This is a genomic window from Mycobacterium asiaticum (genome assembly GCF_001673635.1).
Taxonomy (GTDB): Bacteria; Actinomycetota; Actinomycetes; order Mycobacteriales; family Mycobacteriaceae; genus Mycobacterium; species Mycobacterium asiaticum_C.
In genome coordinates this window covers 34,121-58,074 of the sequence record NZ_LZMH01000069.1, presented here as the reverse complement: position 1 = coordinate 58,074, position 23,954 = coordinate 34,121, and the positions used below count along the sequence as shown (strand labels likewise).

General features: G+C 67.6%; 20 protein-coding genes. 5 read left to right on the top strand and 15 right to left on the bottom strand.

Annotation, left to right across the window (positions count from 1 at the left end):
• Nucleotides 1-9: 9 nt before the first annotated feature.
• From A5645_RS18935 to A5645_RS18925, 3 genes are all read right to left on the bottom strand, one after another.
• Complete coding sequence (locus tag A5645_RS18935) at nucleotides 10-2,382, bottom strand: glycoside hydrolase family 65 protein (RefSeq protein ID WP_065036110.1); 2,373 nt, start codon at nucleotides 2,380-2,382, stop codon at nucleotides 10-12.
• The gene (locus A5645_RS18930) at nucleotides 2,379-3,146 is read right to left on the bottom strand and encodes a beta-phosphoglucomutase family hydrolase (protein WP_065130664.1); all 768 of its coding nucleotides are present in this window, start codon (nucleotides 3,144-3,146) and stop codon (nucleotides 2,379-2,381) included. Before A5645_RS18930 ends, A5645_RS18935 begins: the two co-directional genes overlap by 4 nt.
• A 66-nt stretch (nucleotides 3,147-3,212) precedes the next feature.
• Nucleotides 3,213-3,731 carry a cold-shock protein gene (locus A5645_RS18925; protein WP_253867063.1) on the bottom strand — a complete coding sequence of 173 codons (519 nt, stop codon included), beginning with the start codon at nucleotides 3,729-3,731 and terminating at the stop codon, nucleotides 3,213-3,215.
• 65 nt (nucleotides 3,732-3,796) lie between these two features.
• Here A5645_RS18925 and guaA point away from each other — a divergent pair, with 65 nt between their 5' ends.
• On the top strand, nucleotides 3,797-5,356 hold the full coding sequence (gene guaA, locus A5645_RS18920; protein ID WP_065036113.1) for a glutamine-hydrolyzing GMP synthase: 1,560 nt from the start codon (nucleotides 3,797-3,799) through the stop codon (nucleotides 5,354-5,356).
• Between the two features lie 99 nt (nucleotides 5,357-5,455).
• On the opposite strand, the gene A5645_RS18915 is transcribed toward guaA, so the two are convergent.
• Nucleotides 5,456-5,941, bottom strand: a complete 486-nt coding sequence (locus A5645_RS18915; RefSeq protein WP_253867061.1) for a hypothetical protein — start codon at nucleotides 5,939-5,941, stop codon at nucleotides 5,456-5,458.
• A 79-nt stretch (nucleotides 5,942-6,020) separates the two neighbouring features.
• Entirely contained in the window at nucleotides 6,021-6,590 is a 570-nt protein-coding gene (locus tag A5645_RS18910) for a hypothetical protein (RefSeq protein WP_155768081.1), read from the bottom strand.
• Between the two features lie 138 nt (nucleotides 6,591-6,728).
• Here A5645_RS18910 and imuA' point away from each other — a divergent pair, with 138 nt between their 5' ends.
• Nucleotides 6,729-7,334, top strand: coding sequence for a DnaE2-dependent mutagenesis accessory factor ImuA' (gene imuA' / locus A5645_RS18905; protein ID WP_065130661.1), 606 nt, complete (start codon nucleotides 6,729-6,731; stop codon nucleotides 7,332-7,334).
• A gap of 5 nt (nucleotides 7,335-7,339) precedes the next feature.
• The gene (locus A5645_RS18900) at nucleotides 7,340-8,926 is read left to right on the top strand and encodes a DNA polymerase Y family protein (RefSeq protein ID WP_172830566.1); all 1,587 of its coding nucleotides are present in this window, start codon (nucleotides 7,340-7,342) and stop codon (nucleotides 8,924-8,926) included.
• A 113-nt stretch (nucleotides 8,927-9,039) separates the two neighbouring features.
• On the opposite strand, the gene A5645_RS18895 is transcribed toward A5645_RS18900, so the two are convergent.
• Together A5645_RS18895 and A5645_RS18890 are read right to left on the bottom strand one after the other, a co-directional pair.
• The gene (locus A5645_RS18895; RefSeq protein WP_065036116.1) at nucleotides 9,040-9,387 is read right to left on the bottom strand and encodes a WhiB family transcriptional regulator; all 348 of its coding nucleotides are present in this window, start codon (nucleotides 9,385-9,387) and stop codon (nucleotides 9,040-9,042) included.
• A 289-nt stretch (nucleotides 9,388-9,676) separates the two neighbouring features.
• A complete protein-coding gene (locus A5645_RS18890) occupies nucleotides 9,677-10,621 on the bottom strand; it encodes a nucleoside hydrolase (protein WP_155768080.1) in 945 nt (314 codons plus the stop codon).
• A gap of 14 nt (nucleotides 10,622-10,635) precedes the next feature.
• Between A5645_RS18890 and cmaA1 the strand changes: the two genes are divergently transcribed.
• Nucleotides 10,636-11,499 carry a cyclopropane mycolic acid synthase CmaA1 gene (cmaA1, locus tag A5645_RS18885; protein ID WP_065130659.1) on the top strand — a complete coding sequence of 288 codons (864 nt, stop codon included), beginning with the start codon at nucleotides 10,636-10,638 and terminating at the stop codon, nucleotides 11,497-11,499.
• 3 nt (nucleotides 11,500-11,502) lie between these two features.
• Here cmaA1 and A5645_RS18880 read toward each other — a convergent pair whose 3' ends face one another.
• From A5645_RS18880 to A5645_RS18870, 3 genes are read right to left on the bottom strand one after another with little or no spacing between them, the layout of a single operon-like run.
• The gene (locus tag A5645_RS18880) at nucleotides 11,503-12,234 is read right to left on the bottom strand and encodes a 2OG-Fe dioxygenase family protein (protein WP_065130897.1); all 732 of its coding nucleotides are present in this window, start codon (nucleotides 12,232-12,234) and stop codon (nucleotides 11,503-11,505) included.
• A gap of 56 nt (nucleotides 12,235-12,290) precedes the next feature.
• On the bottom strand, nucleotides 12,291-14,291 hold the full coding sequence (locus tag A5645_RS18875) for an SDR family oxidoreductase (RefSeq protein WP_065130658.1): 2,001 nt from the start codon (nucleotides 14,289-14,291) through the stop codon (nucleotides 12,291-12,293).
• Nucleotides 14,292-14,348: 57 nt separating this feature from the next.
• Nucleotides 14,349-15,056 carry a histidine phosphatase family protein gene (locus A5645_RS18870; RefSeq protein WP_065035744.1) on the bottom strand — a complete coding sequence of 236 codons (708 nt, stop codon included), beginning with the start codon at nucleotides 15,054-15,056 and terminating at the stop codon, nucleotides 14,349-14,351.
• A 94-nt stretch (nucleotides 15,057-15,150) separates the two neighbouring features.
• Between A5645_RS18870 and A5645_RS18865 the strand changes: the two genes are divergently transcribed.
• Nucleotides 15,151-16,020, top strand: coding sequence for a MaoC/PaaZ C-terminal domain-containing protein (locus A5645_RS18865; protein ID WP_065130657.1), 870 nt, complete (start codon nucleotides 15,151-15,153; stop codon nucleotides 16,018-16,020).
• Nucleotides 16,021-16,026: 6 nt separating this feature from the next.
• Here A5645_RS18865 and A5645_RS18860 read toward each other — a convergent pair whose 3' ends face one another.
• From A5645_RS18860 to A5645_RS18840, 5 genes are all read right to left on the bottom strand, one after another.
• On the bottom strand, nucleotides 16,027-17,448 hold the full coding sequence (locus A5645_RS18860) for an APC family permease (protein WP_331225599.1): 1,422 nt from the start codon (nucleotides 17,446-17,448) through the stop codon (nucleotides 16,027-16,029).
• Between the two features lie 74 nt (nucleotides 17,449-17,522).
• A complete protein-coding gene (locus tag A5645_RS29140) occupies nucleotides 17,523-20,459 on the bottom strand; it encodes a PE family protein (protein ID WP_065130656.1) in 2,937 nt (978 codons plus the stop codon).
• A gap of 97 nt (nucleotides 20,460-20,556) precedes the next feature.
• The gene (gene otsB / locus A5645_RS18850) at nucleotides 20,557-21,669 is read right to left on the bottom strand and encodes a trehalose-phosphatase (protein ID WP_065130655.1); all 1,113 of its coding nucleotides are present in this window, start codon (nucleotides 21,667-21,669) and stop codon (nucleotides 20,557-20,559) included.
• 34 nt (nucleotides 21,670-21,703) lie between these two features.
• A complete protein-coding gene (locus tag A5645_RS18845) occupies nucleotides 21,704-22,591 on the bottom strand; it encodes a hypothetical protein (RefSeq protein WP_065036055.1) in 888 nt (295 codons plus the stop codon).
• A gap of 94 nt (nucleotides 22,592-22,685) precedes the next feature.
• A complete protein-coding gene (locus A5645_RS18840; protein WP_065130654.1) occupies nucleotides 22,686-23,948 on the bottom strand; it encodes a wax ester/triacylglycerol synthase domain-containing protein in 1,263 nt (420 codons plus the stop codon).
• Nucleotides 23,949-23,954: the final 6 nt, after the last annotated feature.

Below are 23,954 nucleotides of genomic sequence, written 5' to 3'. Positions count from 1 at the left end.
CAGACGCGCCTATGTGGTTGCGGTGCGCGTCAGGCTTCTGCGGTGCAGCGGCTCGCGCCCCGGGGGTTGCGGTGGCGGCGGCAGGAGTGCCTCGCGCTTACGCACGGGGATGGTCACCGGCTCTTCGGTGGTCAACGTGACTTCTTCACCGGCGTGCAGAATAGTGAGTTCGGCATCGGAGCCGTCGCGCAGTGCGTAGGTGACGTTCTCGTGGTCGGCGTCCACAGTGACTCGGCAATTGCGCCATCGCACCCGGAACCGCAGCCGCGAAATGCCATCGGGTAGTTGCGGATCCATCGACAAGATGCCCTGGTCGTCGCGCAGCCCACCGAAACCAGCGACGAATGCGATCCACGCTCCGGCCAGCGATGCCATGTGCAATCCGTCGCGGGTGTTGTGGTGCAGGTCGCGTAGGTCGATCAGCCCGGCTTCGTAGGCATAGTCGTGGGCCAGTTCGAGGTGGCCCACCTCGGCGCACATCACCGCCTGGCTACACGCCGACAGCGACGAGTCGCGCACCATCCGCCGCTCGTAGTAGTCGACGTTGCGGGCCTTCTGCTCGCGGGTGAACGCGTGGCTCTGCCACTGCATGGCCAACACCAGATCCGCTTGCTTGATCACTTGCGCCGGATAGAGCTTCACGTACGCCTCGTGCATGAGCAGCGGGTAGGTGGAGTTCGTTTCGAAGTCCCATTCGGCGAAGGTGGTGAACCCCTCGCACTGCTGGTGCACTTCCAACTCCTCATCATAGGGAATGTTGGCGGCGTCGGCCGCATCACGCCAGACGGCCATCTCCTCGGTGGTGACGCCCAGCGCGCCGGCCTTGTCGGGATGACGTTTGGCGGCCTCGGCGGCGGTGCGCAGATTGTGCGCGGCCATCAAATTGGTGAACACGTTGTCCCGGACGATGGCGGTGTACTCGTCGGGGCCGGTGACCCCGTCCAGATGCCAGACGCCGTTGCGGTCGTGGTGTCCCAACGACGTCCACAACCGGGCCGTCTCTACCAGCACGGGCAGACCGCATTCCTCTTCCAGTGATTCGTCGCCGGTAACGATGCGGTAGCGCTCGAAAGCCATGGCGATGTCGGCGTTGATATGCCAGGCCGCCGTACCGGCCGGCCAATACGCCGAGCACTCCTGACCGCGGATGGTGCGCCATGGGAAGGCCGCGCCATCGAGGCCGAGTTCGGCGGCGCGTTCCTTTGCGAGATCCAATGTCGAAGCGCGCCAACGCAATGCGTCGGCAACCGCATGCGGCACGGTGTAGGTGAGCACCGGCAGCACGAAACCCTCGGTGTCCCAGAAGGCGTGGCCGTCGTAGCCGGTGCCGGTGAGTCCCTTGCTGGGGATCGCCCGGCGTTCGGCGCGAGCGCTGGCCTGTAGCAGGTGAAAAAGCCCGAACCGCACCGCCTGCTGGCTTTCCGGGTCCCCCTCGATTTCCACGTCCGCGGTGTCCCAGAACAGGTCCAGGTAGGCCCGTTGCCCGTCCAGGAGCCCCTGCCATCCGCTGTAACGCGCACTGGTGATGGCCGCGGCGGCCTGGTCCCGCAGTGCGGGCCGGGAACGCAGGCTCGACCATCCATAAGCCAGGTACTTGACGATGCGCAGCTTCTGGCCAGGCCGCAGGCCGCAGATGACCGTGGTGCGGGCCAGGTCGGCGCGGGCGTCGGTGGTGACCTCCAGGCGTCCCTCGACCTCCACCTCGTGGTCCATGGCGGCGGCCATCATCAGGGCGCTGCTGCGCGTCCGGTGCATGAGAAGCGCTTTGCAACCGTCACTTTCATGGTCGACGGCCTCCAGCGGATTCTCCAGAATGGCCGCCACGCGCGGGTCATCGGAGGTCTCGGGTTGGTCCTCGTTGGTGACGAGTTCGGACTGCACCGTGACGCGGGAGAAGTCGTCGATCGCTTCGACCACGTACTCGATCGCTGCCACACTGCGGTGCACCAGTGACACCAGCCGCGTGGACGTCACCTTGACCTGCTTGCCGGTGGGGGAGCGCCAGTGCGCCCGCCGAGTCATTGTCCCGGCGCGGAGGTCGAGAGTCCGTTCATGGTCCAGCAATTCGCCGTACCGGACGTCGAATGGCTCGTCGTCGACCATCAGGCGAATGATCTTGCCGTTGGTGACGTCGACGACGGTCTGGCCGGCTTCGGGATAGCTGTATCCCGCTTCGGCGTAGGGCAATGGCCGGATTTCGTAGAAGGAATTCAGGTAAGTCCCGGGTAGGCCGTATGGTTCACCCTCATCGAGGTTGCCGCGCAGCCCGATGTGCCCGTTGGACAAGGCGAATACGGATTCCGATTGGGCCAAAAGGTTGAGATTGAGGGTGGTCTCGCGAATCTGCCAGGGTTCGACCGGAAAGGCTTCCTCGGAGATCACGAGGTCTTCCCGTCGTCGTGACCGAGCAGATCGGCGAGATCGGTCACCACCACGTCCGCGCCGTTCGCGCGCAGTTCTTCGGCCTGCCCGACCCGGTCGACACCTACCACGAAGCCGAAATTACCGTCTCGGCCCGCTTGCACGCCGGAGATTGCGTCCTCGAATACCGCCGCCGCTTCGGGCTCGACGTCGAGCAACTCCGCGCCGCGCAGGTAGGAGTCCGGCGCGGGTTTGCCGGCGATGTTCTCCTCACGCAACGTGACACCGTCGACCCGCTTCTGCACGAACTGGTCCAGGCCGGTGATCTCCAGAACATCGCGGGTGTTAGCGCTCGATGACACCACCGCGATGGCCAGACCCGCCTCGGCGACGGCTTCCAGGTAGCGGCGTGATCCCTCGAAAACCTTGACGCCGTCGTCGTGCAAGACCTTCTGGAACATGTCGTTCTTCCGGTTGCCCAGGCCGTGAATCGTCTCGGTGTCAGCGGAGTCGTCCGGGCTGCCGTCGGGCAGCTCGATATCGCGGCTCTGCAGAAACGACCGGACCCCGTCTTCGCGCTTCTTGCCGTCCACATACTGCCGATAGTCGCTGGCGGGATCGAAGGGGACGAACTCCTCTCCGGTGCTTTCAGCTCGCTGGGACAGAAAGGAGTCGAACATGTCCTTCCACGCCTTGGTATGCACGCTCGCCGTGTCGGTCAGCACACCGTCCAGGTCGAACAGACAGGCGCGCACCTCTTCGGGCAGACCCAGCGTTGCAGCCACGGGTGGGACCTCGCTTTCGCGTAGTTGGCTATCTCACTCCCATGCCCAATGCTGTCCCGCCGGAAACTACGAATCAATCAAGCCGTGTTTACGGGCTACCTCTTCAAAGCTGGTCCGCACCGCGAGAATCTGCTGGGCATTCAACGCCGGAGTTATGTGTAGAAGCTTTTCGGTGATGGTATGGCGGAATTCGTCAGCAGAAAGGACATCGAAATATTCGTCGCCGGCCACTGACCCGTCATCTATGTCTGGACCCCTGTCATTCGCCAACCGCACTTCCCGGGCGAACTTTCCGCGGTCGCCTTCGTCGATTTCGAAAGAGACCCTGGTACCGCGGACCGCTCGGTGTTTCTCCACCTCAAGGTCGTTGACGTGCAGGAAAACGTCTTCGCCACCAAGGTCCGGCGTGATGAAGCCATAACCGCGCACTCCGTCGAACCGCACTATTTTTCCGGTGACCCGCACTCTTTCCGGCCCTTCATCATTCGACCCCGTGCCGGTGAGTATACCGTCGGGCCCAATCGGCCGATTAACACCGGAACCGAAGAATTGCTGAATGGCATTGTGTCGGTTCGGGAACCGCAATCGACAACGAAATCGATCGAGCCGGGTGCGGGTCGCCCGGTGGACAGCCACTAGACTCGGAGCCCGTGGAATCAGCCTCGCCGCGGCCCGTGTTGGTGGTCGACTTCGGTGCACAGTATGCGCAGTTGATCGCCCGCCGGATCCGCGAGGCGCGGGTGTTCTCGGAGGTCATTCCGCATACCGCCTCGGTCGAGGAAATTGCGGCGCGCGACCCGCTGGCGGTGGTGTTGTCCGGCGGGCCGGCCAGCGTCTATACCGAGGGCGCCCCGCAGCTGGACCCGGCATTGTTCGACTTGGACCTGCCGGTGTTCGGCATCTGTTACGGGTTCCAAGCGATGGCGCAGGCACTCGGCGGCACCGTCGCGCACACCGGCACCAGCGAGTACGGCCGCACCGAATTGAAAGTTCTTGGCGGCGATCTGCATTCGGATCTGCCCGGCGTCCAGCCGGTATGGATGAGCCACGGGGACGCGGTCACGGCTGCGCCGGCGGGATTCCAGGTGGTGGCCAGCAGCGCCGGGGCGGCGGTTGCCGCGTTCGAAGCGCGCGAACGTCGATTGGCCGGCGTGCAGTATCACCCGGAGGTGATGCACACCCCGCACGGTCAGCAGGTGCTCAGCCGGTTCCTGCATGAGTTCGCTGGGATCGGCGCGGAGTGGACGCCGGCCAACATCGCCAGCGCGCTGGTCGAGCAGGTGCGCGAGCAGATCGGCGACGGGCACGCGATCTGCGGCCTGTCCGGAGGAGTCGATTCCGCGGTGGCCGCCGCCCTGGTGCAGCGCGCCATCGGCGACCGCCTGACGTGTGTCTTCGTCGATCATGGGTTGCTGCGGGCCGGTGAGCGCGCCCAGGTGGAGCGGGATTTCGTAGCGGCCACCGGCGCGAACCTGGTCACCGTCGATGCCGCGCAGACTTTTCTGGATGCGTTGTCATGTGTGACCAACCCCGAGGGCAAGCGCAAGATCATCGGCCGCCAGTTCATCCGGGCATTCGAGGGTGCGGTGCGAGACATTGTGGGGGACAGCGGCTCTGAGGTGGAGTTCCTGGTACAGGGCACGCTGTATCCCGATGTGGTGGAGTCCGGCGGAGGCAGCGGCACCGCCAACATCAAGAGTCACCACAATGTCGGCGGACTGCCCGACGATTTGAAGTTCATTCTTGTCGAGCCGCTGCGGCTGTTGTTCAAGGACGAGGTGCGCGCGGTGGGCCGGGAGTTGGGCTTGCCCGAGGAAATCGTTGCCCGGCAACCGTTTCCGGGACCCGGTTTGGGTATCCGGATCGTCGGTGAGGTCACCGCGGCGCGGTTGGAGACGCTGCGGCGGGCGGATTCGATTGCCCGCGAGGAGCTGACCGCGGCGGGACTGGACAACCAGATCTGGCAATGCCCGGTGGTGCTGCTGGCCGACGTCCGCTCGGTGGGTGTGCAAGGGGACGGTCGCACCTACGGGCATCCGATCGTGTTGCGCCCGGTGTCCAGTGAGGACGCCATGACCGCCGACTGGACCCGGGTGCCCTACGAAGTGCTGGAACGGATCTCGACCCGCATCACCAACGAGGTGCGCGAGGTCAACCGGGTGGTGCTGGACATCACCAGCAAACCGCCCGGCACCATCGAGTGGGAGTAGCGAGGGGCGTCACCCTCGCCTTCCAGCGGTTCGGGCTGGAAACAGTTGTGCCGGCCGGGCTTTCGGCGCCGACCGGCGTGGGCTGTTTAGCGGACGGAACTACTGCCGGTTGTCCCCACCGCAGTTGGTGTTGGCGGGCTTGGACTGCCATGCGCAGGCGTTGACGTCGGTGGCGCTACCGAAGCCTCCTCCGGTGAACACGCCATAGGCCGCGCCCCTGGTTGCGGTGTAGGTGGCGCCACCGCCACCGCCCCGGCCGCCGGAATTGGCGACGGTCACCGTCCAGCCCTTGCCCTCCAGCGCGGTCTTGTACGCGTCCAGAACTGCAGTCGCGGGTGCACTCACCAGGAAGTGCATGCGGATGCCGTTGTTGGAGACGGCGTCGGGACCGTCGGTGCGCGCAGTGTTCGCCGGTGTGGGTATCAGCGATTGCAGTTGCGCTTGGTCGCCGCTGTCGGCGTATCCAGGCGCAGCAAGACCGATGGCGGTCGCGGTGATCGCCGTGGCCAGCAGGGCACCGGCGATGGTGCGCTGGAAGCTCTTGTTGTGCAGGGTTTTTGTGGTGGTGTTGGCGTGAATGTTCATGGCACTGATTTTTCAGCCACAACCGGAGGTGCAGTAGTGGCCTCGTTCTTGCAGGGGTACAAGTTCCCCTTGTACCTGCTCAGCTCACCAGTTCGCGGTCGCCGTAGGCGAGGGTGGCCGTGGCCCAGTCACCGCCGGATGCATAGACGAGGCGACGGGCGGTATCGAGATCGTCTTTGGCGGCGACAAGGATCAGGGTGTGGTCGGCGGTGGTGACCGATCCGCCCTGCAGTCGACGGTGCGCGGCGGGATCAGCCACAAACGCGGCCACCAAGCGGGCGAAGTCGACGTCGGGCACGGCGATGGTGATTGCGTCGGCGTCGGCGGGGTCCTCGGGCAGGTAGTCGAAGGTCAGTACCGCTTGCTGGTTGAACTGACGGCGTAGCGCCTCGGCGACGGTGTGCAACATGGGTTCGTCGACTACGCAGAGCTGGAATCGGCGGGCCCTTTCCACGTCCGCCGATTCGCCCGACCAGTACACCCCGTCCAGCGGGGTGGTCCCGGTGACAGAGGCTCCGTTGAGCGTGATCGTCGTGCTCGCCTGTAGGTCGAAGAGCGGCGAGTCGTCAGCCGAAATGAACAGGGCGGCCGGCCGGCAATCTCCTGTGTCGGAGGTGGCCGGTGGGGCTGAAGTGACCCCGAGGTTCACCCCAATACATACCAATGGCCACACCAGCATCGAGCGCATAAAGCAGCCTCTCACGTTGCTTGACGCTTGTCGGAGGGCAGGTGTTTACTTCGAATCAGATCGAACATACTTTCGAACATCGGCAAGCAGGAGGCGGTCGTGACTGTGGCTTTCGCCTCTGAAAATCGCGCTGACCAGCTTGAATCGCTGCGCCGGAAGATCGCGGCAATCTCCGGCAAGGATTCCGCTTCGGTGGAGCCGGTGTCGTCTACGGGGCCGGCGCGGCTGCCCCGGGGCACGGTGGCGGTGTTGTCTGGAGCGCGGTCTTTGTTGCTGCGCATGGTGGCCACCGTGACGGCGGACGGAGGCAACGTCGCGATCGTGGGCCAGCCGGACATCGGGTTGTTGGCGGCGGTGGAAATGGGGGCGGACCTCGATCGGCTCGCGGTGATTCCGGACCCCGGAAACGATCCGGTGGAAGTGGCCGCGGTGCTCGTCGACGGCATGGATCTGGTGGTGCTCGGTTTGGGTGGGCGCCGGGTCACGCGGACCCGGGCGCGCGCAGTGGTGGCCCGTGCCCGGCAGAAGGGGTGCACGGTGCTGGTCACCGACGGCGATTGGGAAGGCGCGGCGACGCGGCTGGAAGCCCGGGTCTGCGGCTATGAATTCAGTGCCGGGAGCCGTCCGGGCTTCGGGCGGATCAGCGCGGTGCGATTGCAGATCAACAGTTGCGGCCGGGCAATCGGCCGCGGTCGTACCGGGTAATTCCGATGGCTGGTTCCCCTGGATCGCGCGTCTTGGCGATCTGGTGCATGGATTGGCCCGCGGTCGCGGCGGCCGCGGCCGCCGGCCAGGCTGCGACGGCGCCGGTTGCGGTCACCTTGGCGAACCGGGTGATCGCCTGTTCGGCGACGGCTCGGGCGGCCGGGGTGCGGCGCGGGTTGCGGCGCCGGGAGGCGGCGGCCCGGTGTCCGCAACTGCACATCGCGGCCGCCGACGCCGACCGTGACGCCCGCTTCTTCGAGGGAGTGGTCGCCGCCGTGGAAGATCTGGTGCCCCGGGCCGAGGTGCTCCGGCCCGGCCTCCTGGTGCTGCCGGTGCGCGGGGCGGCCCGGTTCTTCGGGTCCGAACAGCAGACGGCCGAACGCTTGATCGACGCGGTGGCCGCGGCCGGCGCGGAATGTCAGGTCGGCGTCGCCGACGGGCTCTCCACCGCTGTCTTCGCCGCGCGGGCGGGCCGCATCGTGGAGCCGGGCGGCGACGCGCGGTTTCTGTCGTTGCTGTCGATCCGCCAGCTCGCCACCGAGCCGAGCCTGGCCGGGCCGGGGCGCAATGAGTTGGCAGACCTGTTGTGGCGGATGGGGATTCGCACCTTGGGGCAGTTCGCCGCGCTGTCCCGCTCCGACGTGGCCTCCCGGTTCGGGGCCGATGCGGTGACCGCGCATCGGTTCGCCCGCGGTGAACCGGAGCGAGGGCCGTCCGGACGGGAGCCACCGCAGGAGCTCGGCGCCGTGCTGGACTGCGATCCGCCGATCGACCGGGTCGACGCGGCGGCGTTCGCCGGCCGTTCGCTGGCTGCCAGCCTGCATCAGGGGTTGTTGGCCGCCGGGGTGGGATGCACCCGGTTGGCCATTCACGCCGTCACCGCCAACGGCGACGAGTTGAGCAGGGTGTGGCGGTGTGCCGAACCGCTGACCGAGGACGCCACCGCCGACCGGGTGCGCTGGCAACTGGACGGATGGTTGAGTCATCGCCTCGCGCGGGGTCAGCCTCTGGATGCACCGCTGACGTCGTTGCGGCTGCAGGCCGTCGAGGTTGTCTCGGCCGAGGCGCTGCAGCTCCCGCTCTGGGGCGGGCTGGGGGAGGAGGACCGGCTTCGGGCCCGACGGGCGCTGGTGCGGGTGCAGGGCTTACTGGGGCCGGAGGCGGTGCAGGTGCCGGTGCTGTCCGGCGGACGTGGGCCGGCCGAACGCATTACGTTCACCCCGTTGGGTGACGAGCCGGTGCCCCGGGCCGACCCGAGTCAGCCGTGGCCCGGCCAGTTACCCGAGCCGTCGCCGTCGGTACTGGTGGATGACCCGGTGGAATTGTTTGACGCTCAAGGCAACCCGGTCCGCGTCACCAGCCGGGGGCTGTTCTCCGCCGACCCTGCCCGGTTGGCCGTCCGCGGTCGGGATGACCAGTTGCGCTGGTGGGCGGGGCCCTGGCCGGTCGATGAGCGCTGGTGGGATGACCGGCCGGAGGCCATTTCAGGGGTCAGCCGGATCGCTCGTGCCCAGGTGCTGTTGCAAAGCGAGCGGGCGCTACTGCTGTGCTATCGACAGAGGAGGTGGTATTTGGAGGGAATATACGAGTAAGGCCGAATAACACACATTGCGGATGTGCTTATGCCGCAGGGGCATTCGTTGAGGTGTGCCGTAAACCGGCTTCGCTGTAACAATCGCGTAATGAAGAAGCCGGCGCTCGGAGCCTAGACGGCGGAGCGGGCCTTGCGCTTGTTGAGGAAGTCAGCCCAGGACACGACCTCGGGGTGCTCCTTGAGCAGGGCCCTGCGCTGCCGCTCGGTCATGCCGCCCCACACGCCGAACTCAACCTTGTTGTCCAGCGCGTCCGCGCCGCATTCCTGCAACACCGGGCAGTGCCGGCACAACGTCGCGGCCTGGCGCTGGGCAGCGCCCCGCACGAAGAGCTGGTCGGGATCGGCGCTCCGGCACAGTGCTTTCGAGACCCATGCACGCTCGCCGGAATCCTGCGCCGTCGGCGAGTTGTTGACCACGGAAAGGTTGAGCCGCCGCACGGTCGGCCTGGTTCCTGACACCTGCTGTTCCCTTTCTCCCGGCCGCGGTTGCGACCGCCTCCCCTGTGCCAGACCAGCCTCGGTGCGTGATCTGAGTCTCACTGTGCTTCTAAAATAGGTACTGCGGTGCCAATTTGCAAGACGAACGGCAACATTTTTTGGGACCAGCGTGCCATCCTGTGCATGGCCACCTGGAAATGCGGCCCCGATTCCTCCGAAAGCCGGGTATCCGGCGCGGTTTCCCCCTACGGGTGCCAGGGTGAGATAGGGCCAGAATTTGAGATCCGGGGTGAGGGCGGGGGGCGCGCGCTCAGCGCACCGACTGCGCGAACTCGGCGACCTGCGTGATCAGCCGATCCAGCACCGCTCCCGCATCCACTCGAACTCCGATGTGCGCGTTGGGTTCCGGTGAATCCCAGGCGGCCGCGGTGAGGCCGCGCTCACCGCGCAGGTCGACGCTCACGCGGGCGGCGCGGGTCAGCACGAGTTGCGGGTCCAGTGCTACGGCCGCGGCCAGCGGATCGTGCAGATGGGCCAGGTAGCCCAGGCCGCGGTCGCGGTGGACTTCGAAGTAGAAGCGCATCGCGTCCCGGATAAACCGGCTGACCGGATCCGCGCCCGGAAGCCTGGCGAGGTGATCCGGTCTCATCGCGACGGTCCGGGTCAGATCCAGGCCGCACACCACGGGAAGGCGATCCGGCCCCGCCCAGGCGGCGAACACCTCCGCTGCCGCCTCCGGATCCACCTTCACGTTCCACTCGGCTTGCCGATCGGTGCCATACTCGTCGCCGAACATCCCGCCCATGATCACCAGCCGACCCACCAACTGCGGCAGCTCGGGTTCGGCGCGCACCGCGAGCGCCAGGTTGGTCAAGGGACCCGTCGCCAGCCCGATCAGCGCGCCGGGATAGCGGTGAGCGGCGCGCACCCACGCCGCGGCGGCGTCGTGTCCGGTCACCGGTCGCTGGGCGGGCGGCAACTCGGCATAACCTAAACCGTTGGGGCCGTGGAAGTCTCCGCGACGTGGCCCTGGTCCGGCCAGCGGCTGACCGGCGCCCCGGGACACAGGCACCCCCGTCGCACCGCACAATTCGAGCAGGGCCAGGTTGTTTTCGCAGACCTGGTCGACGGCAATGTTGCCGCCGGTCGAGGCGACGCCGACCAGATCGACACCGCTGGCCAGCAAGTAGATCAGCGCGATCGCGTCGTCAATGCCGGTATCGACATCCGCGAACACCGCGCTCACCGGCGCCACACTACGCTGGCGAGATGCCGGACGACCTGAAGCCGCACTTCGACGACGTGCAGGCGCACTACGACCTGTCCGACGACTTCTTCCGGCTGTTCCTGGATCCCACCCAGACCTACAGCTGCGCGTATTTCGAGCGTGAGGACATGACGCTGGAAGAGGCGCAGATCGCCAAGATCGACCTGGCGCTGGGCAAGCTGGGTCTGCAGCCGGGTATGACGCTGTTGGACGTGGGCTGCGGCTGGGGTGCGACCATGCGCCGCGCCATCGAGAAGTACGACGTCAACGTCGTCGGGCTGACCCTGTCCAAGAACCAGGCCAACCACGTGCAGCAGACCTTCGACGCGATGGACACCCAGCGCACCCGGCGGGTGCTGTTGGAGGGCTGGGAGCAGTTCGACGAACCCGTCGACCGCATTGTCAGCATCGGCGCGTTCGAACACTTCGGACACGAGCGCTACGACGCGTTCTTCACGCTCGCGCACCGCTTGTTGCCCGACGACGGAATCATGTTGCTGCACACCATCACCGGGTTGCACCCACTGGAGATGAAGGAACGCGGCATGCCGCTGTCCTTCACATTCGCCCGGTTCGTCAAGTTCATTGTCACCGAGATCTTTCCGGGCGGCCGGCTGCCGTCGATACCGATGGTGCAAGAGCGCGCGACCGCCAACGGCTTCCGCGTCACGCGCGTGCAATCGCTGCAACCGCACTACGCCAAGACACTGGACATCTGGTCGGCGGCGCTCGAAGCACACAAAGACCAAGCCATCGCGCTGCAGTCCGAGGAAGTGTACGAGCGCTACATCAAGTACCTCACCGGTTGCGCCGAGATGTTCCGCATCGGCTACATCGACGTCAACCAGTTCACCTGCGAGAAGTGACCGTCAGCGGGATGCGAAGGTGATCACCAGGACGTCACGCTGAGCCGGCCCGGAGTCGTCGATCGGCCGGATCGGCGACACGCCGTGCACGATGCGGCGGTCGTCGCCGACCAGCAGCGTGCCCGGCTCGACCAACGTGGTCGCGAGTAGTCGCCGGCCGTCGGGGTCGCACACCACGCTCTGCCCACCCAGCGCGTTGCGCCGCCTGATCAACAGCGAACTGACCATTGTCACGCCATCGCGATGCATCCCCTCCGGGGTCGGCCTGCCGTTCCCGTTTCCCGAGGACTGGCTGCGGAAAGGGTGCACCTTCACGTTCCACTCGGTGACCTCGTCGAGCGCCGACGCCAGCCGGCGCAGCAGTGCCAGCAGGCCGTGCAGCACCGGGTCTTCGGCGAAAGCCGGGGTCAGCGGTTCGAACTCGCGGCTCTTGCCGATATAGAGCGGGTTGCTGTCCTCGGGCTGGACGAAGTCTTCGGCGGGCACCGGTCGGGTTGTGTCGCCGATCAGGTACCGGCCGTAACGCCGCAGCCGCCGGACGCCCAACTCGGCGGCGTACCGGTCGGGCAGCAGGTGATCCCAGTGCCGCCCGAACCGGATCCACTCTTCAAGGTGTATGCCCAGGCTGCGGCTGAGCGCGAAAGCGGGCAGCACGGCCACGCCCGCCGTGGTCAGGTCGTGGGTCGCGGCGGCCACCGGGTCACCGTGGGTGACCTCGTCGCTGGCAATTCGCACCACGGCGCGGGAATACCGCCGTCGCGCAGGGTTAAACGTCTAGGCGTGCCGAATATTCACCAATGCACGCCGGGCACCAGCCGGACCAGCCGCCGGACGGGCCGGGGCACCCCCACCACCCGGGCGACGCTGCGGGACGGCCGCTTGGGCCGTCGGCGAACCGGTACCGGCGCCACGGGTTCGGTGATGCCGCGCGCGGCGGGTGAGTCGGGATAGCCGAGGTAGACCTGATGCAGAATTCGGCGCGAAAGCCCAGGCGCAAAGTGGTTGCCTGCTTCGGCGAGTGTTCCGAGCGGGGTGTCGATGCGCGCCGGCTTCTCGACCAGCCCGCGCACCACCATCGCGGCCGCGCGCTCGGCGCTGATGGCCGGCACCGGATTGAGGCGCTTGGACGGCGCGATCATCGGCGTTGCCACCAGTGGCATATGGATGTTGGTGAAGGTGATGTGGTCGGACAGGGTCTCGGACGAGACCACGTCGGAGAACGCGTCCAGCGCCGCCTTGGTCGGCAGATACGAGCTGTATTTGGGATTGCGCGCCAGCACACCGGCGCTGGACACGTTGACGACGTGGCCGAACCGCCGGTCCCGCCAGTGCGGCAGCAACGCCAACACCATCCGCACCGCACCGAAGTAGTTGACCGCCATCACCCGCTCGTAATCGTGCAACCGGTCCGTGGAGTTCACCACCGATCGACGGATGGACCTGCCGGCGTTGTTGACCAGGTAGTCGACGTGGTCGAAGCGGCCCAGGATGTCCTTGACGGTCGCGTCCACCGACGCGGAATCGGTGACGTCACAGGCGAAGGCGTGGGCCTGACCACCGTTGGCGCGGATGTCGGCGACCAGCTGCTCGAGGGCCTCACCGTTGCGCGCCAAGGCGAAAACCGTCGCGCCGCGCTCGGCGACCGCGATGGCCGAAGCCCGGCCGATGCCGCTGGACGCGCCGGTGATGATCACGTGCCGGCCCACCAACGGCCCCTTCGGATCGTCCCGGCGGGCACGGTCGGGGTCGAGATGCTCGGCCCAGTAGCGCCACAGCTTGGGAGCGTATGCCCGGAAGTGGGGGACCTCGATTCCCTTGTCCCGCAATGCGTCTTGGGTCTTGTCCGAGACGAAAGTGGGTGCCAGGTCGACGACGTCGAGAACCTCGGCCGGGATGCCGAGCTGGGTCGCCGCCATGTTGCGCAACACCTTGGCCCGCCCGCTCACCTTCAGCACCGAGGTGCCGACTGACCGGGGCAATGAGCCGCGCAACGCGGGCAGCCCGGCCGCCCCGGCAATACCACGGTAGATGCCGCGCAGCCCAACGGTTTTCGGTGCGGTCAGGTGGAAGGTCTGCCCGTCCCGGCCAGCTGCGTGCATGAGCGCGACCAGCGCGTCGGCAACGTAATCGACCGGAACGATGTTGGTCCGTCCGGTATCGGGCAGCAGCATCGGGGTAAACGACGGCAGCGCAGCGAGTTTCGTCAACACGCCGAAGAAGTAATAGGGGCCGTCGACCTTGTCCATCTCGCCGGTGCGCGAATCACCGACCACGACCGCCGGGCGGTAGATGCGGTACCGCAGCCCGGGCGCGTCCCGCACCAGCGCCTCGGCCTCGAACTTGGTGCGGTGATACGGCGACGGTAGCTGCTGGCCGACGTCGAAATCGTCCTCGGTGTACTCGCCGCGGAAGTCGCCTGCCACCGCGATCGACGAGACGTGATGCAACGTCGCGTCCAGGCGCTGCGCCAGCGCGACCACGGCGCGGGTGCCGTCGACGTTGGCGGCCTGCTGCACGGCCTCACCGACCGTGATGTCATATATCGCCGCGCAGTGCACCAAGTGGTCCACCGAACCCAGCTCGTCGATCACCCGGTCGGTCAGCTGCAGCTCGGGCAGCTCCCCGACCAGGGGTTTTACCCGCTCATCCCATTGCTGCGCGAGGCGCTCGAAGCGGCCCAATGACTGCCTGCGGACCAGCACCCACACCTGCGCATCGGGTTCGGAGTCCAGCAGGCGGGACACGACCCGGCGCCCGATAAACCCGGTACCGCCGGTAACGACATACCGCATGCAGCCCATCGTGGCGGCAGGCGCCGCCCGCGTCAACCTTCGCCTGCGTACAGCGTGCTAGCTGAAGCTGCGGACGCCGTCCCAGTCCACCAACGTCCAGCCGGTGGTCGGGTTGCCGGTGATGACAACCCGGCCCAAGTTGGGCAGCGGATGGTTGTTGAGCAGGCTCAGCTTCGGGTTCTTGGCGTTCATCAGGGTCCACACCATGATCGCGGTGCCCTGAGAGAACACCACCGGCTTGCTGTGCTTGCTCTCGTAGACCTTGCGGATCGCGGCGGTGAATTGCGAGTTGAAGTCCTCGCCGCTAAGCGAACCCGGGATGCTCGTGTTGACATCGCCGTCCACCCAGCGGGTGGGTGCCAGCAGGTAGGTGGAGTTGGCCATCGATTCGGGCTTGCCGTTGTACCAGCCGGCATTGATGGACTGCACGCCCTGCAGGATCTCGACCTGCTTACCGAGCTGGCTGGCCAGCGGTCCGGCTGTCTGCTGATCGGCGGCCGCCGGCGAGGAGTAGATGGCGTCGAAGTCGTTGTGCTGGTGGGTGAGTTGCTGCGCCTGGGCCTTGCCGTCCTCGGTGAGGCTGGGACCCGGTATCCCGGTGTCGATGATCCCGTCGGCGTTCGCCTGCGATTGCGCGTTCCGAATGAAGGTCAGGGTGATGCTGCGTGCCTCCGGGCTGCCGCCACCGCAGGCGCCGACAAGCGTGGCCGCGGCCACCACGACTAGGACTTTGGAGACCGTACAGATCAATGTGCGCTTCACCATGGCGATAGCCTGCCCTGCCGACACCGTCGGTGGGAAGGGTTTGCGATGGTTAGGTGCCGAAAAGGCGTGAATTTTCAATCGAGAGGAGACTCGCATGGCGATTGACCCGAGTGCCGTCGGTGCGGTAACCGAGCCGCAGTTGTTCGAGTGGACCGACCGGGACACATTGCTTTACGCACTCGGTGTCGGCGCCGGATTGGACGACTTGGCGTTCACCACCGAGAACAGTCACGAGATCCCACAGCAGGTGTTGCCCACCTATGCGGTGATCTGCTGCCCGGCGTTCGCGGCGGCCGGCAAGGTGGGAACGTTCAACTGGGCCATGCTTTTACACGGGTCGCAGACGGTCCGGTTGCATGCGCCGTTGCCGCCGGCCGGAAAATTGTCCGTGGTCACCGAGGTCGCCGACATTCAGGACAAGGGTGAGGGAAAGAACGCCATCCTGATGCTGCGCGGCGAGGGCAAGGATCCCGATTCCGGCAAGCTGATCGCCGAGACCCTCACCACCCTGGTGATCCGCGGCGAAGGCGGCTTCGGGGGAGAGAAGGGCGAACGGCCGGTGGCACCGGAGTTCCCCGACCGGGAGCCCGACGCCCGGATCGACCTGCCGACCCGCGAGGACCAGGCGCTGATTTACCGGCTGTCCGGCGACCGCAACCCGCTACACAGCGACCCGTGGTTCGCCACCAACCTGGCCGGCTTCCCCCGGCCGATCCTGCACGGCCTGTGCACATATGGGGTTTCCGGCCGGGCGCTCGTCGCCGAGCTGGGCAATGGGGTGGCCGACAACATCACCTCGATCGCCGCCCGCTTCACCAAGCCGGTGTTTCCCGGCGAGACGTTGTCGACGCTGATCTGGAAGACCGGACCGGGCAAGGCGCTGTTCCGCACCGAAGCGTCCGGGGCGGAGGGGCTCGGCCCGCGGCTGGTCCTGGACGACGGCGAGGTGGAGTACGTCGCTTAGCGCGCCCTACTGTTCAACGGTTCGGTAGTAGTGCACATAGGCGGCGGCCGGTACCACCACGAACGTGAGCGCGATCAGCACGATCGAGAAGTAGTTGGCGCCGCCCTCGGGCGTCAGCACGAGCGTGCGGTAATCAAAGGACACCGCCAAGGCCGCCGATATCACCACGGCGGCGACCGGTAACACCATGTCGGTGAAGCGGTTTCGCTTTACCTCGGCGTGCTCTCCGGCGGTGTCGCGAGCCAGCGCGATCAGTGCGATCGGGACGATGATGAACTGGATGAACCGGGCGATAACGGCCAGGCCGGTCAGGGTTTCCAGGTCGAATCGCAGCGCCAAAGGAAACGCCAGTGCAAGCGTCGCGGTGACCGCGAACGCGAACATCGGCACGCCGAACCGGTTCTTGCGGGACAGGCGGGCCGGCAGAGTCTTGTTGTCCGACAATGCCGTCCACAGTCGTGGGGCGCCGAAGGACGCCGCCACGTTGATGCCGAACATCGATACCAGGGCGCCGAGGATGACGATCGTGCGGAACGCGTCGTTGCCGATCGCGGCCGCCAGTTTGACGGTCCTGGTGGACTGGACGACCTTGTCCGAACCCAAGAGCATGGCCACCGTCACGGCGAGTACATAGACCGTTCCGACTGCCAGGATCGATATGGGTATTGCTCGCGGCAGATTCCGCTGGGGCTCGTCCATCTCTTCGGCGGCATTGGCTATCGATTCGAACCCGGTGAAGGCATACAGCGCGGCCATGGTGGCCAGGATGAGGCCGCTCAGCGTGCTCTGTCCGACTTCGATGAAACCGAACAGGGCATACGGCGCTGGTCGGTAGACGCCCGGTGATCCTGCGGTCGAGTAGTTGTTCACGCCGCGGGTGACAACGATCGCCAGCCCGCCCACGATGAAAGCCGAAAGGGCGAATATCTTGCCCGCGGTGGAGATTCCGTTGGCCCACTCGATCGCCCGGTTGCCGAACAGGTTGATGGTGAGCAAGACCGCGATGAATATCAGGAAGGTCAACGTCTTGGCGCTGAACAGATCGGTGTCCCTAGCCCAATTTTGCTGGGGGAAAGCAACATTGAGGAGTGTGGTTACAAACAGCGAGGCCAACACGCCCCAGGCGATCGACGCGACGATGGCGTGCGTGACCCCGACATAGATGCCGATTCGCTGACCGAACGCGGCGGTCGTGTACGCGTAGGACGCGCCGTTGGTCTTGACGTACCTGGCCGCGGTGGCGAAGACGAGTGCCATGATGCCGGCGAAGAGTCCCGCCAGGATGTAGGCCAGCGGTGCCAGCGGACCCGCCAACTTGATGACCGCGCCGGGGGTCAGAAAGATGCCTGCGCCGATGACGGCGTTGATCCCGAGCATGACGATGCTCCAGAAGCCGAGCTTGCTGATCGCGCGCCCTCCTCGTCTCAGCGCGGTGCTTGAACTGAGACGTCAGCCTGACACAGTCTCGCAAGACCCCATTCGTGGGCCGAGGTTGAGTGCCCTCAGAGCGCGGTTTGGCCGGCGCTGCCGTCACCGACCCCGTTGAAGCCGCTGCCGGCGGCAAAGCACTCAACAACGAACCCGTCAGCGGCAATGGCGGAGGCGGCGGCACCGGCAGCTCCGGCTTTGGCGGGGGCGGCGGCGGTGGGGCAAACGCCAACGCGACGGCCGGCTCCGGCAACGGCGACCCCGCCTGACCCGCCCGCGCCACCGACCGCGGCGGAACCCGTGCCGCCGCCACCACCAAAGCCGCCCTCTGCGACGGCAGAGGGGCTGCCCTGGTTGGTAGCTTTACCGCCGTCTCCGCCCGCACCGCCGGCGGCGCCACTACCGCCGGAGCCTGCCACAGCGCCGCCGGTGCCGGCGTCGCCGCCCTTGCCCCCGGCGCCGCCTCCGCCGCCACCGCCCCCGTAGATATCGGCGGTGATGTCCGTGGCGGTACCACCGTCGCCGCCGGCACCGCCGCTGGCGCCGTTGCCGCCGCTGCCGTTGGTTCCGGTGCCGCTGGAATCACCTCCTGCGCCACCGGCGCCACCACGGCCGCCATTGCCGCCCTTGCCGGCGAAGTCGGAGCTTCCGAGCCCGGTGCCGCCGGCTCCGCCCTCGCCCCCGACGGAGCCGCTGCCGCCTTTGCCACCCGTGCCCCCGTTGACACCGAAGCCACCGGCCCCGCCCGCACCACCGGACCCACCGTCGCCGCCGACGCCGCCGGCTGTGGCCGGCGCGCTGCCGTCGCTATTCCAACCGCTGCCTCCCTTTGCGCCGGCCCCGCCGGAGCCGCCGGCGCCGCCGGCACCGTTGCTGCCGCCATTTCCGGTGCCGCCGTGGCCGCCGTTGCCCCCGGCGCCCCCGCTGCCGCCGGCCTGACCGGTTTGGCTGCTGTCGGCTGCGGCCATCCCCACGGTGCCGAAGCCGCCGTCGCCTCCGTTACCGCCCGCGCCTGCCCCGGCCGAGTTACCGGCGCGGCCGAACAGGCTCGAGCCGGCTCCGGCGACGCCTGCGTTTCCGCCGTCACCGCCGTGTCCCCCACTACCGCCGTTGCCGATCGAACCGCCCGTGGAGCTGAGGGTGCCCGCATTGCCTCCATTGCCGCCGTCGCCACCGTTGCCGGCCGTACCAGCATTGCCGCCACTGCCGAAGAGCATGCCGCTGCGGCCGCCGGAACCGCCGTCGCCGCCGTCGCCGCCGTCGCCGCCGGCGCCACCGGTGCCGCGCTGCGCTGACACAGTGCCGTTGCGGCCGTTGCCGCCGTTGCCGGCGTCGCCACCGTCGCCGGCATTGCCGCCGTGTCCGCCGTTGCCGGCCAGCAACCCGGCACTACCACCGCTGCCGCCGTCACCGCCGTTCCCGCCGTCACCCCCGTCAACTCCGTTGCCGTTAGCGCTACTGGCGCCGCCTCTCATCCCGGCGTCCTGACCGAACCCCCCACGGCCGCCATTCCCGCCGTCACCCCACCATCCGGCACTGCCGCCGGCGCCACCGTTACCGCCATTGCCCCCGTTGCCGTTGTTGGTCGTGGTGCTTGGTGGGACTGTGGTAATCCCGCCGTCCCCGCCGCTGCCGCCGATGCCGCCGTCGCCAATTCCCCGAGCACTGCCACCGCCACCGCCGTTGCCGCCGGTCCCGCCGCGGGCCGCATTCGTGGTGCCACCGACGGTGCTGTTACCGCCGGCACCGCCGGCGCCGCCGGCTCCGCCGTCGCCGTACAGCAACCCGCCCACTCCGCCGGCACCACCAGCGCCACCCGTGCCGCCGGAACTGCCGCTCTGCGTTACCGCGCCGCCGGCGCCGCCTAACCCACCGGTGCCACCGGCGCCGAACACTCCCGCCTGCCCGGCCGCCCCGCCGTTACCGCCACTCCCGCCCGGGCCGGTGCCGGCGCTGATGCCACCGACGCCACCGCCCCCGGCATTTCCACCATCACCGAATAGCCATGCACCGCTGCCGCCGGATCCACCCGCGCCGCCACCACCGGCGCTACCCGTCCCCCCGAACAATCCGCCGCCTCCACCGGTCCCACCGGCCCCGCCGTTGCCGTACAGTGCGCCGGCTGAGCCTCCGGCCCCGCCAGTGCCACCGGCGCCCGACATGGCCCCGCCACCGGCGGAGGAGGTTCCGCCGGTTCCGCCGGCTCCGCCGCCCCCACCATGACCGGCCACATATCCTCCGCCTCCACCAGCGCCCCCTGCTCCGCCAGTACCGGCCGCACCTCCCCCAGCCGTATTTGCTCCGCCGGTTCCGCCCGATCCACCCGACCCGCCCGTGCCGAACAAGCCGGCGTGGCCGCCCATGCCGCCAGCCCCGCCGTTGGCGCCAGCGCTCCCCGTGCCAGCGCCGCCGAAACCACCAGTCCCGCCGTTGCCGTACAACCAGCCGCCCGCGCCGCCGGCTCCGCCGCTTCCACCGGCGCCGTTGGCTCCACTGCCACCGCTGCCACCGGCACCGCCATTGCCGATCAATCCCGCGGCCCCGCCCTGACCGCCAGACAAGCCGGAGTTCGCCGGCTGGGTAAATCCGTTGCCCCCATTTCCGTACAACAGCCCACCGGCCCCACCGTTGGGGCTGGCCGCCGTACCGTTGGCGCCGTCACCGATGAGCGGGCGTCCCAACAGTGTCTGGGTGGGGGCATTGATCGCGCCCAGAATGAGTTGGTCGATGCTCGCCGTCTCGGCCGAGGCGTAGGCGCCCGCGGCATCTGCCAGGGCCGCCGCGAACTGCTGGTGAAACGCCGACGCCTGCGCACTCAGCGACTGATAGGCCTGACCGTGCGTCCCGAAGATTGCCGTGATGGCCGTTGATATTTCGTCGGCGGCAGCGGCTTGCAGCTGTGTGGTCGGAGCCAGCGCCGCCGCCGTTGCAGCGTTGACCGCTTGTCGGATGTTGGCCAGGTTCGTCGCAGCAGCGGTGATCGATTCTGGGGTCGCGGATACGAACGACATGGCAGTCCTCCCGATAGACTGCCGCGCAGAATAACTCGGTTCGCGTCGCCGCGTTGCGCCTTTTGCACAGGTTGTCCGGATTCCGAAGAGCGGTAGATTAATTCACGCCAGCGTCAGCGATCAATCGGGCAAGGTTGCCGGTGAATTCGGCGGCCTGGGCGGGACTGTCCAGGGCGTAGCGCGCCGCGGTGGCCCGGTCGCCATCGTCGTTGTGCCGCACCAAGATCGGCACGCCGTCGTCGCGTACCGCGTCGAAGGCGTCCTCGTCGGTGATGTCGTCACCGAGATAGATCGGCGACAGTGATCCCGAGCCCGAATCGTGCAGATGGTCGATCACCCACCGCAGGGTCTTGCCCTTGTCCCAGTCCAGATCCGGGCGCAGTTCGATCACCTCGCGGCCGGTGGTCACCCGCAGCGCATCACGTTGTCCGGCGGCACGCACCGCCGCGGCGACTTCGCCGACCCGGTCGCGGGGGGCGTTGCGGTAGTGGACGGCCACGCCGAACCTCTTGTGTTCCACCGCAACTCCGGGAATCGATGCGAGCTTCCCCCGCAATTTCGCCGCGGCCTCTTCCAGCACCGGGATCGCTTTCGCCGCCTCTTCGTTCTGGTGGTGCGCGCCGTCGGGTGCGGTCAGCTCGAATCCGTGACTGCCGGCGTACCAGATACCGGCCAGACCCACCCGGTTGGAGACATCGGCCAGATCGCGTCCGCTGAGCACGGCGACCGGGCATTGCGCCGCCAATTGCCGCAGCGCCTCGACCGCGCCCGGCACGGGCCGGGCAGCATCCGGGTCGTTGACGATGTCTGACAGCGTCCCGTCGAAATCGAAGAACACCGCGGGCCGCCCGACGGTGAAGTCGCCGATGGTCTGCAATGCGTCGGGAAGCTCGGACATGCGACGGTCGCCGGTGCGCACGCTGATCTCTTCGAGGTCGGTCACCTCGTAATCGCCGCCGGCGACACCGAGTCCGATCACCAGGGCGAAGCCGGTCTCCCGGGCGGCCGTGAGGTCGTCGCGCTCGGACGCGACGACGGCGCAGCGGCCAGGCCGCACGTCTAGCTCCTCGGCGGCCGCGCGCAGCCCGTCGCCCGGCGAGAAGACGCCGGTGCCGACGCGGGCCTCGCGCAGTTTGTTGGCCAGCGTGCCGGAGGGGGCCGTGTCGAACAGCACTGCGTCATGGCGCCGGGGGTCGATCATCACCGACATGGCCCCACCTTCTCACGGGGGTGCGCGCCGGCCGTCACTGGCGCGACATGAACCTGCGCTGTCGCGTCAGACCCTCGTGGGTGCTGGCGACGGAATAGCAGATCGCCGTCGAGACAACCGTCGGCACCAGCAGCGACAGCACGAAGACCAGTAGGACGAACGCGCGGTTGGGGGCGGTCAGCCAGCCGACCGGCAGGCGTGCCACGCTGACCGCAAGCCATGATGCCGCGACCGCTAGGAACAGGGTGCCCACGGTCGCGACCTTGATCGACCGCAACGCCAGTTCCGTTGGCTGCGCCGCCTTCAGCGACCGGCTGAGGGTCCTGGTGCGGATGTACACCAAGACGAAATCGAGCAGGATGGCCGCGGCGCAGAACGTCGCGATCGATCCGGTGAGCCAGAGCGCGGGCGGGTGGCCGAGCATGGAATGCAGGTAATCGATACTGGTCTCGCTCATGATCAGCGTCGTGGTCATCGCGGCGCCGAAGGTCAGCCAGCCACCCAACTCGCCCAGGAAGCAGTAGGCACCGATGTCGGACGGGTCGTCCTTGGGCGTCTTGTTCACCGCGTGGCTTGCAAGCATCCAGCCCAGCCCGCCGAACAGCCCGGTGGTGCCGGCCGCGAGCATTCCGGTCGCCAGGTTTCCCTGGGTCCAGGCGATTGCGCAGATGCTCTGGCGATCCCCGGTGTCGGAGGGATGAGTCCCGGAGATCAGGCTGAACAAGTAGCTGTCCAGCATCAGGATCAGCACCGCCGAGGCGAACAGCGCCAAGGTGTGCGCGCCTTCTCGGCTGCTGCGGTCGAACACCAAGGCGATGGCCGTGATCAGGAATCCGCCCAGCACCCCGGCGAGTTGGGAAGTCGACGATGCCGCTGCGATCCCGCTCCATTGATCGGACGTGCAGAAGGCATCGGGATTCATCGAGGCCGCAATCCCGTCGAGGTCGGCAAACTCATGGGCCAGAACAATAGCGCGGATGGCGGCCGCGCCACGTCGGCCGCGCAGGTGCGCCGGCTCAGTGGCGCACGCGTGCGGGCGGTGCGGCAGGTCGCCACCGCGCCGCGCTGGCAGTCAGCGCGCGCGACGAGCGCCCGCGCCGGCGGTCGAACAACAGCACGGAGTCCTCGCTGAGCGCGGCCAGCTGCGCCATGCCCAGTTCGATGCCGTCAGCCAGGTGCTCCATCTCGGTCGCCCCGTCGTAGCCGGCTGTGATCCCGAAGACCAGCTCGTCCCCGTAGCTGAAAACCGCGACCCCGGTGCTGACGTCCGGCGCGGTCGGCGGGATGGGTAGCAGCCGCTCCATCCGTTGGCCCAGCAGATGCAAGCGCCGCCGCGGTCCGGCTGCGGTGGTGGCCAGGGCCACCAGTCCTTGCCCGGGTGATTTCGTCAGCGCTTGGATCACCTTGGCGCACAATGCAATCGGCGAATTCGCCGCGGGGCGCTGGTCATTGCGGCCGGACATGCTGTGCACCGCGCGCAGCTGCTGAACGGGTTCTTCGTGTTCGAGCGGGAGGTAGGGCACCGCCGGCCCGAGGGTGCGCAGCGAATCCGCGCGCGGTTGTTCGCCGCGCCGCAGCAGCACGGTGCGGAAGCCCTCGGTGACCGCGGCAAGCGCAACCTCGTTGGGCTGCACCCCGAACTTGCGGGACACGCTTTCGACCTGGGCGCGCGGTACCCGCACCGTGCGGTAGTGCCGCCGAGTGGTGTCGGCACCGGCGGGCGACAGCCACGTGATGGGTAACAGCGCGGCCCGCGCCGCCACCTTCACCAGAGTGGCCGGCAGTTGCCAGAGCGCGTCGGCCCAGTCGATCGGCGGAGCCGGAAGCTCTTTCGGGGCCCCGCTGGAGAAGGTGCCGGTCGCGGCATCGTCGCAGAGCTGGAGGAGAAGGTGGGCGGGCGAAAGCCTGCCGAGGGTGTGGTGGACCTTGATCAGAATCGCCCACCGGTAGTCCCGGAGGCCTTCGATCACCCAGCATTCCCACAGCGGGCCGTCGAGTTCGAGGGGACGTTCCAGGGCGTGGGTGATGGCCAGGAAGAGTTCGCCGTCGTCGCCGGGACGGGGGAGGGCCATCCGGTGCACGTGCTGAGCGGCGTCCGGATTCACCGGAACGCCCGGTCGAATCCGCTCTGCCAGTAGCTTTTTGATCAGTTCGCTGTCCGGTGCGCAACCCTCGACGATGGCAGCGGCGGCCATCGCCAGGTTTGGGTGCGCATCCGGTGTCGCGCCGCCGAAGAATCCCGTATCGGATGTCGTCTGTTGTGTCGTCTGTTGTGCCATAGCCGC

Bases quoted from the DNA above. Each gene is read 5' to 3' on its own strand.
- A5645_RS18915 (WP_253867061.1), bottom strand. From the start codon at position 5,941: ATGAACATTCACGCCAACACCACCACAAAAACCCTGCACAACAAGAGC.
- A5645_RS18900 (WP_172830566.1), top strand. From the start codon at position 7,340: ATGGCTGGTTCCCCTGGATCGCGCGTCTTGGCGATCTGGTGCATGGAT.
- cmaA1 (WP_065130659.1), top strand. From the start codon at position 10,636: ATGCCGGACGACCTGAAGCCGCACTTCGACGACGTGCAGGCGCACTAC.
- A5645_RS18875 (WP_065130658.1), bottom strand. From the start codon at position 14,291: ATGCGGTATGTCGTTACCGGCGGTACCGGGTTTATCGGGCGCCGGGTC.
- A5645_RS18870 (WP_065035744.1), bottom strand. From the start codon at position 15,056: ATGGTGAAGCGCACATTGATCTGTACGGTCTCCAAAGTCCTAGTCGTG.
- A5645_RS18865 (WP_065130657.1), top strand. From the start codon at position 15,151: ATGGCGATTGACCCGAGTGCCGTCGGTGCGGTAACCGAGCCGCAGTTG.
- A5645_RS29140 (WP_065130656.1), bottom strand. From the start codon at position 20,459: ATGTCGTTCGTATCCGCGACCCCAGAATCGATCACCGCTGCTGCGACG.
- otsB (WP_065130655.1), bottom strand. From the start codon at position 21,669: ATGTCGGTGATGATCGACCCCCGGCGCCATGACGCAGTGCTGTTCGAC.
- A5645_RS18845 (WP_065036055.1), bottom strand. From the start codon at position 22,591: ATGAATCCCGATGCCTTCTGCACGTCCGATCAATGGAGCGGGATCGCA.
- A5645_RS18840 (WP_065130654.1), bottom strand. From the start codon at position 23,948: ATGGCACAACAGACGACACAACAGACGACATCCGATACGGGATTCTTC.